The organism is Pyxidicoccus sp. M6 (genome assembly GCF_055568925.1).
The window spans coordinates 8506336-8520757 of the sequence record NZ_CM145714.1; the positions used below are offsets into that span (position 1 = coordinate 8506336).

At 71.4% G+C, this 14422-nt stretch carries 9 protein-coding genes; 1 reads left to right on the forward strand and 8 read right to left on the reverse strand.

Annotated features, from left to right (window positions below; translation table 11 throughout):
• The first annotated feature begins 267 nt into the window (after positions 1–267).
• Positions 268–2091, forward strand: a complete 1824-nt coding sequence (locus tag ACVTJA_RS33320) for a tetratricopeptide repeat protein (protein ID WP_465825611.1) — start codon at positions 268–270, stop codon at positions 2089–2091.
• A gap of 10 nt (positions 2092–2101) precedes the next feature.
• Here ACVTJA_RS33320 and ACVTJA_RS33325 read toward each other — a convergent pair whose 3' ends face one another.
• The 8 genes from ACVTJA_RS33325 to ACVTJA_RS33360 all read right to left on the reverse strand — a co-directional run bounded on the left by ACVTJA_RS33325 (position 2102) and on the right by ACVTJA_RS33360 (position 14416).
• Positions 2102–3211: an NAD(P)/FAD-dependent oxidoreductase gene (locus ACVTJA_RS33325; protein ID WP_465825612.1), complete on the reverse strand. Its 1110-nt coding sequence runs from the start codon at positions 3209–3211 to the stop codon at positions 2102–2104.
• The gene (locus tag ACVTJA_RS33330) at positions 3208–3609 is read right to left on the reverse strand and encodes a hypothetical protein (RefSeq protein WP_465825613.1); all 402 of its coding nucleotides are present in this window, start codon (positions 3607–3609) and stop codon (positions 3208–3210) included. Before ACVTJA_RS33330 ends, ACVTJA_RS33325 begins: the two co-directional genes overlap by 4 nt.
• A gap of 14 nt (positions 3610–3623) precedes the next feature.
• Positions 3624–4037: a hypothetical protein gene (locus ACVTJA_RS33335; RefSeq protein ID WP_465825614.1), complete on the reverse strand. Its 414-nt coding sequence runs from the start codon at positions 4035–4037 to the stop codon at positions 3624–3626.
• 194 nt (positions 4038–4231) lie between these two features.
• On the reverse strand, positions 4232–4690 hold the full coding sequence (locus tag ACVTJA_RS33340) for a hypothetical protein (RefSeq protein WP_465825615.1): 459 nt from the start codon (positions 4688–4690) through the stop codon (positions 4232–4234).
• A gap of 132 nt (positions 4691–4822) precedes the next feature.
• The gene (locus ACVTJA_RS33345; protein ID WP_465825616.1) at positions 4823–7120 is read right to left on the reverse strand and encodes a lantibiotic dehydratase; all 2298 of its coding nucleotides are present in this window, start codon (positions 7118–7120) and stop codon (positions 4823–4825) included.
• Positions 7117–8799, reverse strand: coding sequence for a hypothetical protein (locus ACVTJA_RS33350; protein ID WP_465825617.1), 1683 nt, complete (start codon positions 8797–8799; stop codon positions 7117–7119). Before ACVTJA_RS33350 ends, ACVTJA_RS33345 begins: the two co-directional genes overlap by 4 nt.
• The gene (locus tag ACVTJA_RS33355; protein ID WP_465825618.1) at positions 8796–11126 is read right to left on the reverse strand and encodes a lantibiotic dehydratase; all 2331 of its coding nucleotides are present in this window, start codon (positions 11124–11126) and stop codon (positions 8796–8798) included. The genes ACVTJA_RS33350 and ACVTJA_RS33355 overlap by 4 nt, the downstream gene beginning before the upstream one ends.
• Before the next feature lie 77 nt (positions 11127–11203).
• The gene (locus tag ACVTJA_RS33360; protein WP_465825619.1) at positions 11204–14416 is read right to left on the reverse strand and encodes a serine/threonine-protein kinase; all 3213 of its coding nucleotides are present in this window, start codon (positions 14414–14416) and stop codon (positions 11204–11206) included.
• Between the last annotated feature and the right edge of the window lie 6 nt (positions 14417–14422).

Below are 14422 nucleotides of genomic sequence, written 5' to 3' on the forward strand. Positions count from 1 at the left end.
ACGTCGCGCCGACGCATCCACACATCATGGTTTCCACACGGGGCCTGGGTCATCCGCTACTTCGGCGGCGCTGCATCGCGTCGAGCCATCAATCCCGGACGCTTCGTTCAAGAGGGTGAAACTCCTGTCTCATGGTGCATTGCTTGAATTCTCGGAGGATGTGAGGATGACACTCCCCTCCGAGGAGCTGACCTTGCGCCGTCCCCTCGTCGTGTCCGCGCCGTGTGCTCTCTCCGTCCGCTCCCTCGCTGGAGGGGGACGTCATCCATGAGGACACACGCGCTGGCCGTGTCGGTGGCGGAAGGGGTTCCCTCCGTTCTCCCCTCGCGGGCGCTGGAGGTGGACGTGGGCGTGGCGCTGCCCGTGGCCTTCGGTGGCCTGCGGAAGGTGCTGCGCGCATGTGAGAACGCCGCGCCGGACGTGGTGGGCGCACTCGCCCGGGCCCATCCGTCGGAGTGGAATCGCCTCTTCCCCGGCTCCATCCACGGCGTGCCGGACCTGAGTGATCTGGCGCTGACGCCCTCCGAGCGCCGGCTCCACCGCGAGTCCGAGCAGATGTTCTGGGTGCTCAACGTCGCGGCGAAGGCCATCGTCGAGACGCTGCGCACCAGCGGCCGCCCCCTGGTGCTGCACGGCGCGGGTGAGTGCGACCTCGTCAGCCTGCGCGCGGTCATGCGCGCCGCCGAGTGGAGCCGGCTGGAGGGGCTGGACGGGACGTTGCTGCTCACCGGGTGGAGCGTGCGCAGGCCCCACGGCGCCGTCGTCTTCGAGGCCCGCCGTCAGGCGTACCTGGATGCGCTGTGCGACCGCATGCGGGCACCGCGCGCCTCCGGTCCTGGGCTGGTGTCCACGCGCGCGCCGGAGCCGGCGGTCGACCTGGAGGGGCGCTATCTCCAGCTCGTGGTGGACGGCTCGCAGGCGCGCGAGGTGCGCGTGGCCGCGGCCATCCTCGCCATCCGGAGCTGCTTCTTCACCACCAACTACGAGGGCGCGCTGCTGGCCGCGGAGCAGGGGCTGTCGCTGCTGGACGACGGCCCGGACGCGGCGCTGCCCGCGCGCGTCGCCGACGCGTGGGACTCGCTGGACACGGGCTTCACGACACCGGCCATCGAAATCGACCGGAGCAGCCTGGGCGACGTGGAGGAGCTGCGCGCGCTCTTCTCGCGCTGCATGGGCGTGGTGCACGTCTTCACCGGCTCGCATGACGCGGCGATGGACGCCTTCGGCCGTGGGCTGGCGTGCCGGATTCCGCCGGAGCTGACGGCGCGGCTGCACATGTTCCGCGCGCTCACCCTCACCAAGCGCTTCGGGCAGCTTCCAAACGCGCGCGCCGAGGTGGACGCAGGCCTGGCCGCGCTGGAGCGGAGCACCGCGCCGGACCGCGCGCTACAGGAGGGCTGGCTGCGCAACGTATGCGCGCTCACGTGGTTCATGGAGCGCAAGCTGGACAAGGCGGTGGTGGAGGAGAAGCTCGCCATGCGCTGCGTGGGCGACTTGCACGACGCCAGCGCCACGCACCTGAAAATCAACCTCATCTCCAACGCCAGCTACCTGCAGGAGACGGCGCGGCAGTTCGGGGATGCCATCGCCACGTGGCGGCGCTTCGAGAAGATCAGCGAGCGCTGGGGCGCCAACTTCGCCAAGCACCACCGCTACCGGCTGGCCGGACTGGAGCTGGCCGCGGGTGAGCGCGATGCCGCCGTCACCCACTTCACCGAGGCCTACGCCAACGCGGACGCGCTGGGGGACTCCTTCCACCGGCAGGTCATCGCCGCGGAGCTGGGACGCCTGTTCCTCGACGAGCAGCAGTCCGCCACCGCCGTGGAGTGGTTCTCCCGCGCGGAGGAGCATGCCCGCGCCGTGGGAGATCCGCTGAAGGCGGCGGAGAGCCTCGCGGGGCTCGCGCTCGCGGCCGGACGCACCGACTGGACGGAGGCCCTGCGCTGCGCCGAGGCCAGCACCACGTGGCCGAAGGAGACGGCCGTCCTCGTGGACGCACTCACGCGCGGGGATGCGAAGGCGGTGCACGCCGCCCTGCCCCGCGCGCGGACGAAGCTCAACCGGCCGTTTGACTCGGTGAACCTGTACTGAGAGGGACGGCTCAGCGCGTCGCGGCGGTGACACGCGCGGGGTCGAACGCGGCCACCGCGTCACTGTGGCCGTGCTCCATCAACTCCGCGATGGAAGCCCCGGTGAAGGCGCCGGTGAGGATGCCCTGCCCTCCCAGGCCCGTGGCGACGTACGTGTGGCGCGTGCCCGGATAGCGGCCGATGTACGGGCGGCCATCCGGCGTCACCGCGCGCAGCCCCGCCCAGGCGCGGACGAAGCGCGCATCCCGGAGGCGCGGCGCCAGCTTCGCCACCGTGGCGCTCAGGTGCAGCAGGCCCGCGGGCGTCACCTGCTCCACGAAGCCCGCGTCCTCCTCGGTGGCGCCGACGACGATTTCTCCCTCGCGCCACGGCGCGAGGTACGAGGGGCCGGAGACCACGCGCGTGAGCCGAAGCCCGGGCTGGTGCACGACCAGCATCTGCCCGCGCACCGGCTTCAATGGCAGGGCGGGCAGGCCCTCCACCGCCGTGGACCACGGCCCCGCGCTGACGAGCAGGTGGTCCGCGCGCAGCGTCTCGCTTTCGAGGTGGACCTCGACGCCGCTGGCCGTCTCGGAGATGGCGCGCGCGGCGGTGCCCGTCCTCACGCGCACGCCCTCGCGGAGCGCGGCGTCACGGAGCGCGTTGACGTAGCCGTCCGTGTCCACCATGTGGCCGTGCGTGCTCTCGAAGGCGCCGAAGAGGGGCGTTCCCTCCAGCGCGGGCTCCAATTCCACGAGCCGCGCGGCGTCCACCCAGATGCCCGGCCCCTCCGCGTCCTTCGCGGTCTTCTCCACGAGCGAGTCCCGCGCCTTCGCATCCGGCATGACGCGCAGGATGCCCTGCCCTCTCCGGAGTGAGTCGCCGCCCGGAAGTGACGCGAGGTCCGCCTGCAGCGTGTCCCGGCCCGCGCGCGCGAAGGCGAGCATCTCCAGGTCGTCGAACAGCCGCACCGAGGGAATGGCGACACCGGCGGCGGCACGCGAGCCCCGGCCTCCCGGGTCCATGGCGTCCAGCACGGTGACGGAGGCTCCACGCGCGACGAGCCGGCGCGCGGCCGAGAGGCCCACCACGCCGGCTCCGAGAATCACCAGGTCCGCGCGAGACGGCGAAGCGCTCTTCAAGTCCCGGTTCCCTCGGCCGCGTTGAGCGGCAGGGCCACCAGGTGGAAGTTGCTGCCGATGTACGCGAAGCCGAAGCGCTCCGCGCGCTTCACCACCGCGTCGAGCTGCGTGTAGCCGAGGAGGATCTTGAAGCCGCGCCTCGCCGCTTCGGCACAGATGGCGGCGACGATGGCGTCGACGTAGGTGGAGCGCTCCTCGCGCGTCATTCCCGGCGCCGCGACGAGGTTCTCGATGAGCGCTACCGAGCTGTCCGTTTGATACAGAAACCCCGCCGCACGACCGGGAATGATGAACCCGATCCGCGGCAGGGCGTCCTGTGTCATCGACTCGTTCCAGAGCTGCAGCCAGCCCTTGATCTGCTCGAAGTGCAGCTCCGGAACGTAGGGGATGGGAGTCATCGACTCACATCAAATCACTGGAACAGGAACTGCGCCATGCGGTTGGCGGTGAGCTCGCGCGTGTTGTGCATGCCCTGGTCCGTGAACGCCTTGGTGGCGCTGCTCTTGAGGAAGTCGCCGACGATGTCGGTGACCTTGCCCTTGCCCGTGGCCAGGTTCAGCGCGCCGCTCAGCAGGCTGTTGCCGCCGAAGCCGTCCATGAGGCCCGAGCCGCCAAACTTGCCGAGGACGTTGCCCAAGATGCCCTTCATCCCGCCGCCGCCGGGGATGAGGTCGGTGGCCGCGCCGATGAGCGCCTGGACAGGGTTCTTGCCCTGCATCAGGCCGCTGGCGAAGCCCATGGCCGCGCCCAGCAGCGGGTTGACCATCGACACGAACGGCTTGACGACGTCCATCACCTTGCCGAGAGCCTTGCCAATTCCACCCATGGTCGAATCCTTTTCGAAGTGGCCGCGGTGCGGCCATCAAGTGTTCCTGTTGAAAGGATTGTCGAGGGCTCGGCTCGATTGTTTCCGTGTTACCCGAAATAACTGTTTGCCAGGTGGAATCCCCTGTAAATCCATGGAGTTGGCGGGGCGGGAGCGAAAAACTCCGAAATAAACCCCCGCCCCTGATGGAGGGCTCAGCTCTTGGGGGTCGACGACTTCTTCGGATCAGCCTGGAGGGCCGTGGGCGACGCGCCCTTGCGAGCCTCGGGGGCACCCGTCTGCGCCGCGTCGGAGGCGAGCGCCGACTTGTAGCGCGCGTCGGCGTCGTTGGCGTTGAAGCCGTCACGCTGCTGCGCGCGGTTGATCACGATCTCCCCGTCGATGATCTTCTGCAGGTGCGTCTCCAGCTCCGCGACGGTGGGGATGTTGGGATCCCGAGCCTTCAGCTCCTCGTCCGGGGTGATGATGAGCTGGGGCGGCTTCTCGGGGTTCTGGGCGTAGTCGAGGATCTTCTCCACGTACTCCGCCACGTCGATCTGCATCAGGCGGGCCTGCTCCTTGACGTCGTTGTCAGCGAGCAGCTCCGCGCGCAGCTCCGCCACCGGCTTCCTGAGCTTCTTGGGAGGGGGGACGACCTGGTTCTCTCCGGCCATGGGCTTTCTCTCCAGAAAAGGGCCCGTCATCCCAGCAGGGGCGGAAAGCCCCGCCAGGCCCGGGCATGGGGGCATTCTGGCCGCTGATACACCCCGGATGTCAAAGGGCCGGAGGGAGGGTTCGCCGCTTCGTCACGCCGGGCGGCCGGTCCACCGGGTGAACTGCATGCGCAGCTCGCAGGTGTAGCGGCCGCGCGCGTCCTTCAGCCAGAGCTGCTCGGGCGCGGGATACATCTCCTCCACGGAGAGGCGCTCCGCCTCGCGGGCGAGGTGCGAGAGCAAATCCAGAGCGAAGGGGCTCGCGGTGTCGATGAGGTACGGCTTGCGCTCCTTCGAGCTGCGCATGAAGACGAAGCGGGGCCAGCCGCCCGCGCGACGCTCGCGCTGCACAGCGAGGAAGAGGTCGAAACCGGTGGGCTTCGACAGGCGCTCCGCGGCCAGCTCCCAGCGCTCGCGCTGATACACCGCGCCGCCAATGGTGAGCCTGGGCAGGTGGCTGCCCTTGGTGCGCAGTGGCGCGTGCAGCACCTGGGGATGCGCCAGCGCGGCGAAGGGCGGGTACGAGGAGAAGTCGTCGAGCGGGAGGTACAGGTTCAGCGGCTCGCCCTTCCCGTCCACCAGCACCGGGCCCTGGGGCGTGGGCCGCACCTTCACGTCGGCCGGAGTGAGCGTGCCGTCCTCGACGTCCAGCACGTCGGAGACCGAGTACACGAGCCGCCGCCCCGGGAAGACGTAGAAGCCCTTGTTGCGGCGGCGGATGGAGAGGCCCACGAGCCCGCGAGCGGACGGGTCCGCGTCCAGCCAGCGCGAGGCCACCGCGGCGTACCGCTCACGCTCGGGTTGGAAGGCGCTCAGCCAGCTCCACAGCAGGAGGTGGTGGTGGACGCGCGCGAGCATGATTTCGAAACCGCCGCCGTCCGGCTTCGCCGCGAGGCACACGTCCGGCAGGGCGTAGCGGCCTCCCGGCGTGGACGTGCCGAGGAAGTCCACCGGCAGCGCGCGTGTGTGTGCACCGTCCTCGTCGAGGAGCACCGGCGGCACGGGGGAGAAGCGGCTTCCCGACACGGTGTCCGGGCGCAGGCGCACCGCGTACTCGAGGAGGTCCAGCGGTGTCTCGTCCGGGCCGAGCGCGTCGCGCACCTGCTCCTTGAAGCCTCGCTGCACCTTCTCGCCGTACGCGGCGGAGAGCTCCAGCGCGCCCGTGAGCGCGGCCTCGAGCTCTTCCGTGAAGCGTGCTCCGAAGCGGAGGCGGAACGGGGAGCTCGCTTCTTCGTAGAGGATGAGCCGGTCCGCGTACACCTGGCCCTCGCCTCTCCTCGCAGGCTTGCCGGTGGCCTCGGTGAAGGCGGCCTCGAGGCGCGGGAGCAACTCGCGTCGGCGGGTGAGGTCCGCGGTCTCGAAGTCGGCCCGCATGCGCGCGAGCCCGTCCAGGCGCTCCAGCCAGCGGGTCCGCGCTTCGGACTCGGGCAGCGCGGCCACGGCTTCGCGCACGCTCTCGAAGGTGCCGAAGTCGTTCGGACGGAATGGGAGACCCCACAGAAGCAGCGCGGACTTCACCAGCGGCAGGGCCTGGCGCTCCACGTCCTCCGTCGCGAGGTTGAGTGCGCGGGCGGCGGCCGCTGGCGTGGGGTGTTCTCGCAGCACGGCGAGGAGATGCTCCGCCTGCGCGGACAGGGGCACGTCCAGCTTCAGCGGCGCGCACGTGGCGCGGCCGGGTGTCACGGTGAAGAGCGGGTTGAGGCGCAGCGGCAGATGCGGGCGCAGCGTGCGCTCGCGTCCCACGGCTCGCGCCAGCTCCGTCGCCGCCCAGAAGGAGAAGAAGGTGCGGCGGCGCGTGTTGCCGCCAGGCACGGTGCGCACGTCGTAGCCGTCGTCCGACGTGCGCTCGCCGTAGGAGATGGGGCCGAAGAAGCTCGTCGTCTCGTTCTTCGCGCAGAAGCGCTGGAGGTACGTGTAGACCTGCCGCTCCACCCGGCGCGCGTCGGAGGTGTCCGGCCGCTCGCCGCCATTCAGGTAGCGCGACCAGACGTTGTCGAACATGGCCGGGCTGGAGAGGAACACCGCCTCCTGGATGGACGGGTCCGCGGCGCGCGCTCGCAGTTGGCGGCGCAGGGCCGCGCGCTCTTCGGAGTAACGGGCCTGGAGGGACTGGCGACTCGCGAGGTAGCGGGCCCGTGCATCTCGGAACGTTGAGCCGTGACGGGGTTTGAGCGCGGGCTCGCGACCGTGAGCGAGGGAGTCCTGCACGGCTCGCGCTTCGGCGTCACCGCCGTCGGCCCGTGCCGCCGCGAGCAGTGCGTCCTCGTCCGCGAGAAGCTGGGCGGTTTGTGCCAGCAGTTGCTCGGACAGTCCGAGTGATTCCAGCCAGTCGAACGGGAAGCCCGCGTGCCGGAGCACGAACAGCTCGCCCAGCGTCCAGGTCTCGCTCATTCGTGCACCCTCGTGAGGACGGTCTTGGCCACCAGTGTGTCCACCAGCTTTCGCCGCTGCGCTTCGGGGACGGCGCCCAGCACGTCTGCCACCGGCATGGGAGTGTTCACGTTGGCCAGCTTCAGCGCGAGGCGCGCGTCCATCGCGAGCACCGTGCCCGTGCGCAGGTTCGCCGCGTACCACGTGGGCTTCGGTGCGCCATCGAGGGACGCGGGCAGTTGGACCAGCGCGCAGTCGTCATCGAGGAGGATGGGCGCATTCTCGGAGGAGTCCGGGGGAGCGCCCATCATGAGCGGAAAGGCCATGGGCCCCTGGAGACAGGCGCCCGCGACGCGGCCGGGATTCAGAGGAGCCCGCTGCATCAGCCGGGTGCTGAGGCTCACGAGCACCTCTGGCAGCCGCGAAGTCGGAATCGTGTTCGGAGCCTCGAACGGCTGGCTTCGTGCGAGGTCACGGTCAGGCGGAGGGAGTCGCGGTTCCATGAAGGCACTCCGGAACGGACGGTCGATGTCCCTGTGTTCCAGCGGCCAATGGAACGGACGCGCTCCGGCCACGTGGTCGAACAGCGGCTCCGAAGCGAGCGCGGTCAGCGTCTGCTCCAGCACGGCTTCGTCCAGTCCGGGCGCGCCCACCCACCACTCCGCGACGAGACGCACGCCCGCCTCTCTCAGACGCCAGGCGCCGCGCACCGCGTTCCGGACGCTCAGCTTGAAGCCGTTCGGGTCCACCACGAAGCCGCCGCTCACGGCGCAGAAGCCCACCACCGCCACGCGACAACCACTCGCGATGAGCGCGTCCGCGTGACTGAGCGAGCCCGTCATCACGTGGCCACCCCAGGGAGCGCCTCCGGTGAAGACCTTCAGTTCGTCCGGCGTGCAGGGCCCGAGCACGTGCCGCGTCGTCAGTGCGCCCAGGTCTCTCGGCTCGGGTTCGTCGTCGAGCAGCAGGTCGAGCGACTCGGGAATCCAGAGGAGAGAGTCCGTGCGCGGTTCGCCGGACAGCGGAGCCACGCGCCAGCGCAGGGGCGCGGCGTCGTCGATGAACTCCGCGCGCTGGAACATGGGCATCCGTGCCAGCACCTTGCGGTGTGCCACCGCGAAGGGGCCCGCGACTTCGAGCGGTACCTCCGGTGGACACGCCCGGGCGAGCCAGGCCGCCGCGGGAAGCTGCTGGTCCCGCTCCAACCAGAGGCGCACGCGCTCGGCCTGGGGGAAGCGCTCGGCGGCCCGAGCCAGGTCCCCGGCGTAGGGCGCGGGCTGTCCCACGGTGCGCAAGATGTCGGCACTTCGCTCGGTGGTGCCCTCCTCCAGCTCCAGGTCATCGAGCCGCAGACGCACGCCACTCGGCGGTCCGGAGATGGCCGTGAGCACCGCGCCGAGTGCGCGGAGTCGCGTGTGGTCATCAACGCCTTCGCGGTACGAAGGTGGCCGGGATGGGGCGGTGTTGTCCTGGCGCGCTTCTCGCCCCAACAGAACCTGCGCCGCGCGCAGCAGGAGCAGCTCGCGCATGGATTGCGGCGTCGCGGGCGCTGTCGTGCGGTCGTTGATGGCTCCCGTCAGCGCGGCATCGGAGACGATGCGCCGGCAAAAATCCCGGGCCACGTCCACGACGTGCCACCCCTCGGGTGCATCCGGGACGAGCGTCACGTCGCGATGTGGAGGCAGGACCAACAGCTTCATGCCCTGCCCTCCTCGTCCGGCGGAGGCGGCGCGCCCCACAGCAGCGTGCAGCGCAGCTCCACGGTGTGTCGCCCTCCCGAGCCCTTCAGCCAGAGCTGGTCCGGCGCGGGCCGCATCTCCGAGAGGACGACCTCCTCCTTCTGCTCCAGCAGGTTCAGGAACACGCGCAGCAGCGGTGGGCTGCGAACGTCCACCAGCACGGGCTTCCGCTCGTCCTTGAACTTCGCGAAGACGCAGTCGGGCAGCCCTCGCGCGTCCCAGATGCCCACCGCCGCCCGCAGCCGCGCGCGGTCGTCCCGGCACGCGAGCAGCGCCTCGCGCTCCTCCGCACCCAGCCGCCACTGCTCGCGCTGCACCACCACTCCGCCGAGCGTCAGGCGAGGGGTATGGGCCCCCGTCGACACTCGCAGCGGACGGATGCGTGGCAGTGCGAATGCCGTGTGCACCAGGCTCTCCAGCTCGCCGTTGTAGAGGCACACCTCGGAGCCCAGCCGCTTCGACACCAGCCGCGCGCTCTTCCCGTCGCTCTCCACGAACAGGTCATCCAGTGGCAATCGCCACGCGGATGCACGAGCGCTCACGCCGCCCAGCTCCACCACCGGGCCCGGGAGCTCCGACGGCAGCAACCCCGTGCGCCGCGAGGCCAACACCGTCAGCAGCGGCACCGGACGACGGAGGGCGCCAAGCGCGCGCACCATGCCGCTCTCCACCCGGCCCCGAGCCTCGTGGAACTGGAGCGCCCAGCCCCACACCAGCGCGGTGTCGTGGACGTCGCCCATCACCAGCTCGTACTCCCCTCGCCCCCACGCCTCCACGTCTCGCGCCCCCACCAGCAGGTCCACCGAGGTGACGAGTGGCAGCGCTCTCGCGTCATCGGGCGCCGACGGCGGCGTCACGCCTCCCAGCTCCACGTGGCGCGCGGATGCATCGGAGATGGCTCCCGCGAGCACTTCCGCCACCGACGTGTCCGCCGGCACCGGCCGGTCCGCGTACGCGGCCGCGACCTTCCAGAAGGGCACCGTGCGCGCACCTATCAACTCCGCCACCGTGCGGCGGGCCGCCTCGCGCGTGCGGCGGGCCGCCTCGCCCATCCATGCCAGCGCCGGCTCCAGCTTCGTCACCAACTCACGGGCGCGCTCGCCGCCGACGTTCACGCGCAGGTCGCCGCCGCACTCCTCCCGGAGCGGAAGCCGGTCCTGGTAGAAGTTGTGCGACTCGGACGCCGGGCCTCGCTCCGACGGTGGCACCACGCCCCAGCGCGTCCGGGCCTGCTCCGCGAAGGATTGCTGCAGGGCCATCTTCCCCGCCGCATCCGCCGCGCCGTATCGGCCCATCAACTCCACCAGCGCGCTCAGCCCCTCCACGTGGCGACGGGCCGCGGGGCACGGCAGGCCCGCCACACGCTCGGCCAGGTCATCCACCGGGTGGTGCACGGCGGCCGGTACTTCGAGCTGGTGCGTGAGCAGTCCCTTGTCACAGGCGAGCCGCGCCGCCTCGCGCGCCAACCCCGGCGCCACGCCCAGCGACGAGGCCAGCCCCGCCAACGTCCGAGTCCCGTCCGCCACCTCCACCAGCCGGGGCAGCAACTCCTCCGCGCTCTCCGGCGTGGGCGCCGACTTGCGCGCGGGCACCTCCGCGAAGGCCTTGCGGCGCAGCACCAGCCACGCGGCCACCTCCGGGTCGAAAGCAATCGCGCGCACCAGCCCCTGCACCAGCCACGAGGCCGCGAAGGTGTTGCGCCCCACCAGCACCTCCGGCCCGGACCAGCGCAGCGCCACGCCCGTGGGGGCGTCCGCGTCCGCCCGGCCGTAGTTGATGGGGCCGAAGAAGCCCATCGTCTCGTTCTTCGCGCACAGCCGCTGCAGGTAGCTGGCCACCTGACGCCGCAGCCGGGCGCCGTCGCGGCCTTCGAGCAAATCCCTCGCGACGGGCGGACTGGAGCTGGCCACCGCCTCCAGGAAGCGCGGCTCGCGGCGCAGCGCCGCCATCGCCATCTCCACCTTCGCGCTCTCGCGCTCCATCGCCTCCGCGAAGGCGGTCTCCGCCTCCTGCGCCGCGCGGGCGCGCACGTTCCACGCGGTGAAGACCTCCGGCGACTCCAGCCCTTCCGTGTCCACGGGCCGCCCGGCCTTCAGCGCGGCAATCACCGCGCGCGGGACACGCTTCACCCGAGGGCCCTCGGCGCGCAGGACCTCCAGCGCGCGCCGCTCCGCCGCGAGACGGCGGGCCCCCTCGACGGCCTCCGGACACCCCAGTCGCTCCAGCCAATCGAAGGGGAAGCCCGTGGCGCGCACCACGAGGTGGGGGAAGAGGCTCCAACCCTTCATGCGTTACGCACCCTTCGTCGTGCAGCTTGGGGCGCGTGCGGCGCCCTGGAGGTGTGACGCGCCGCTGCGTGGTGCCGCTACCGCGCCTTCAGCTCGATTTCCTGTCCCGGCACCGCCATCACCCACTGCTTGCTCACGCCGCCCGGGCAGCTCACCAGCACCTCCAGCTCGCGGCCGGCTTCGACGGGCGCCTTCACCACCGGAGTCACACCCGGCAGCATGGTGCCTCCCACCTGCACCTGGCAGCCCGGGGCCGTCCCCGTCACGCTCAGCAGGCCCTGGGTGCCGGGCTGCTGCGCGGCGTCCGCCAGCGTGCGCACGTCGATGCCCTCGCGCTGCTGCGTCGTCCCGAAGCGGTGCAGCTTCCCGCCCACCGCCGTGGACACGAGCAGCGGCCCCGGCGTCTCCGGCGGCGCCTCGCCCTGCTCGACGCGCAGGCCGCCCACGTAGACGTGCTCACCCTCCTCCACGTTGATGAAGCTGGAGCCCGAGCCCCGCATCATCACCACCGCCACCGCGGCCACCACCAGCAGCCCGCCCACGCCCAGTGCCGCCCACTTCCACGACCCGCTCTTCGCGGGTTCGGACACTTCGGGCTCGGGAGCACGAGGAGCGGCGGCAGGCGCCGGACGGGCCGGAGCCGCGGGTGCACCGGCCGGAGGCTTCGCGAGCGCGGCCGTCTGCGTGGACGGGCGGGCCGGCGTCGCGCCATTCGCGTGCGCCCCATAGGCCATGGTCTGCCCCGCCGAGGAGGGGCGCTGCGGCTGCGGCATGGCCGGATGCGGCTGCGACGGCCGCACCTGCGACGCGGGGCGCGACGCCACGGTCTCCATGGACGGCGGCGGCTGGCCCTTCGCCAGCGGGAGGACCTCGGTGCGCTCTTCCACCTCCAGCTCGGGCAGCTCGGGCAACGGCGGCTGCGGGGGCGTCACGGGCGACGGGGCCGGCGCGGGCGGGGCGGCCACGCGCGGGGCGCTCCCCGTGGGACGCACGGGCGCGGGCGCGGCGACCGGAGGCGGTGTCATGGGCCTCGGGGTGATGCCCGAGGGCCTCGGCGGACTGCCGCTGCCGGTGCCCGCCGGGTGCGAGCCGCTGCCACGGCTCGGCGTGCGCCCATCCGCCGGAGCGCCCATCTCGCCGGTGTTGACGTTGCCGCTGCCCGTGCCGGAGGGCATGGGCCTCGGGTGGCTGCCCGTGCCGCTGGTCGAGGACGGCGCGAACTCCGTCAGCCGGTCTCCCAGCGTGTCCTTGAAGAACTGCGCCACCGCCGCCGGCGACGAGTTGAGCCGGTGGTGCGCCATCACCGCCTCGATCTCCTCGCGCATCGCCGAGGCCGACGGCGTGCGCCGCGCCGGGTCCTTCACCAGCGCGCGGAGGATGAGGTCGGAGACGTCCTGCGGAATGTTCGGCCGGAGCTGCGACGGCACCGGCGCCGGGTCGCGGACGATGGCGTTGAGCGTGGCCGCGTCGTGGTCTCTCTTGAACGGGAGCTGCGCCGTGAGCAGCTCGAAGAGCACCACGCCCAGCGCGAACACGTCGTTGCGCGCGTCCAGCGTGCGCCCGGACGCGGCCTCGGGAGAGATGTACGAAATCTTCCCCTTCAGCACGCCCGCCTGGGTGTGCTCCTCGCCCGCCACCTTGGCGATGCCGAAGTCGCTCAGCTTGATGGCGCCGTCCAGCGAGATGAGGACGTTGTGCGGGCTGACGTCGCGGTGCACCACCGGGTGGGGCGTACCCGCCGGGTCCACGTAGCTGTGCGCGTAGTGCAGGCCCGCGGACACCTCCGCGACGATGCGCAGCGCGTGCTCCAGCGGCAGCGCCAGCCCCTTGCGGCGCAGCTCGTTGACCAGCTTCTTGAGGTCCGGCCCGCGCACGTACTCCATGAGGATGTACGCGACGCCGTCGGACACGCCCACGTCGAACGTCTGCACGACGTTGGGGTGCGTGAGGCGCGCGTTGGCGCGGGCCTCCGCGAAGAGCATGTCGACGAACTCGGGGTTCTCCGCGAACTGCGGGAGAATCTTCTTCATCACCACGAACTTCTCGAAGCCCTTCACGCCGACCTGCTTGGCGAGGAAGACCTCCGCCATGCCGCCCTGCCCCAGCCGCCGGATGATGTTCAGCTTGGTGCTGCCCAGCGAGTTGGAGATGTCGGTGGAGGCGCCCTGCTTGGCGTTGGGGTCGATGTTCGTGGAGCCGAAGAGGTACTGACTGAGGGCGCGCGGCTCCAGCGCCTCCATGTCCTCCAGCGGCCGGTCCGTGAGCTGCACGCGCGCCAGCAGCCCCTGGAGCTGCGGCATGTGCGGCACCTTGGCGTTGCCGCCGCAGATGGGGCACACGCGCTCCACGTGGGCCTGCTGCGCGCGGAGCTGCGCCAGGTAGTCGGTGGCCTGGATGCGTTGGTGGCTCACCTTCCCGCAGTGGCGGCACTCGCAGGGCAGCCAGAGCGTGGCGATGCGCGCGGGCGGCTGCCGCGACGAGCGGGCCAGGGCCGCCAGCGCCGGCGGAGGCAGGCGGGTGAGCACCACCTGCGCGCCCTGCGCCGCCGTGTCCAGCACCTGCTCCAGCTTGGGCAGCGCCTCCGGCTCCACCTTGCTGACGTGGCTGAAGTCGAAGCCGACGCGCCCCTCCAGCCCGGAGGCCAGCTTGCGCACGTTGAGGTCGCCCTTCAGCACGCTCGCCAGGGTGATGTACGTGATGTCGTCCTGGACGATTTTGAGGTGCTGCGCCAGCTCGGGCTGCTCCGCGGGCATGCTGGCCCGCAGGTAGCGCATCACCACCGGGTCCACCGTGCCGAACTGCTGGCGGCGCGCGTAGTCGAAGAACTCGCCGGGCTGGTCCGCGAACTCCAGCGGGTTGGCGCACACCGGGCAGGCGTGCTCGGGCGCGCGCTCCTCGGCGAGCGTCTTCGCCTCGTCCTGCAGGTTGACGACCCGCAGCCGGTCCTCGTTGCAGGTGCGGCAGGTGTAGGGCGCCAGCACGGAGAGGACCCGCGCCACGCCCGCGAAGCCCTCCACCATGTTGAGCTGGTCCACCATGACGGGCGGCGCGTGGACGACGTACAGCCCCAGCGCGCCCTGCGGCAGCTTGCCGGCGAACTCAATCCACCGGCGCACGCCGAAGGAGCTGATGCGCTCCACGCGTCCCAGGTCGACCACCAGCAGCCCGTTGAGCTCGGGGCTGTTGGCCGTCAGCGGGAAGGTTTCGTCGATGACGCCGGAGACTCGTACGTGGGTAATCGTCCCCACGCGGAGCCGGCTGATGATGGCGTTGGAACCCTGGCTATCCACCGGCCC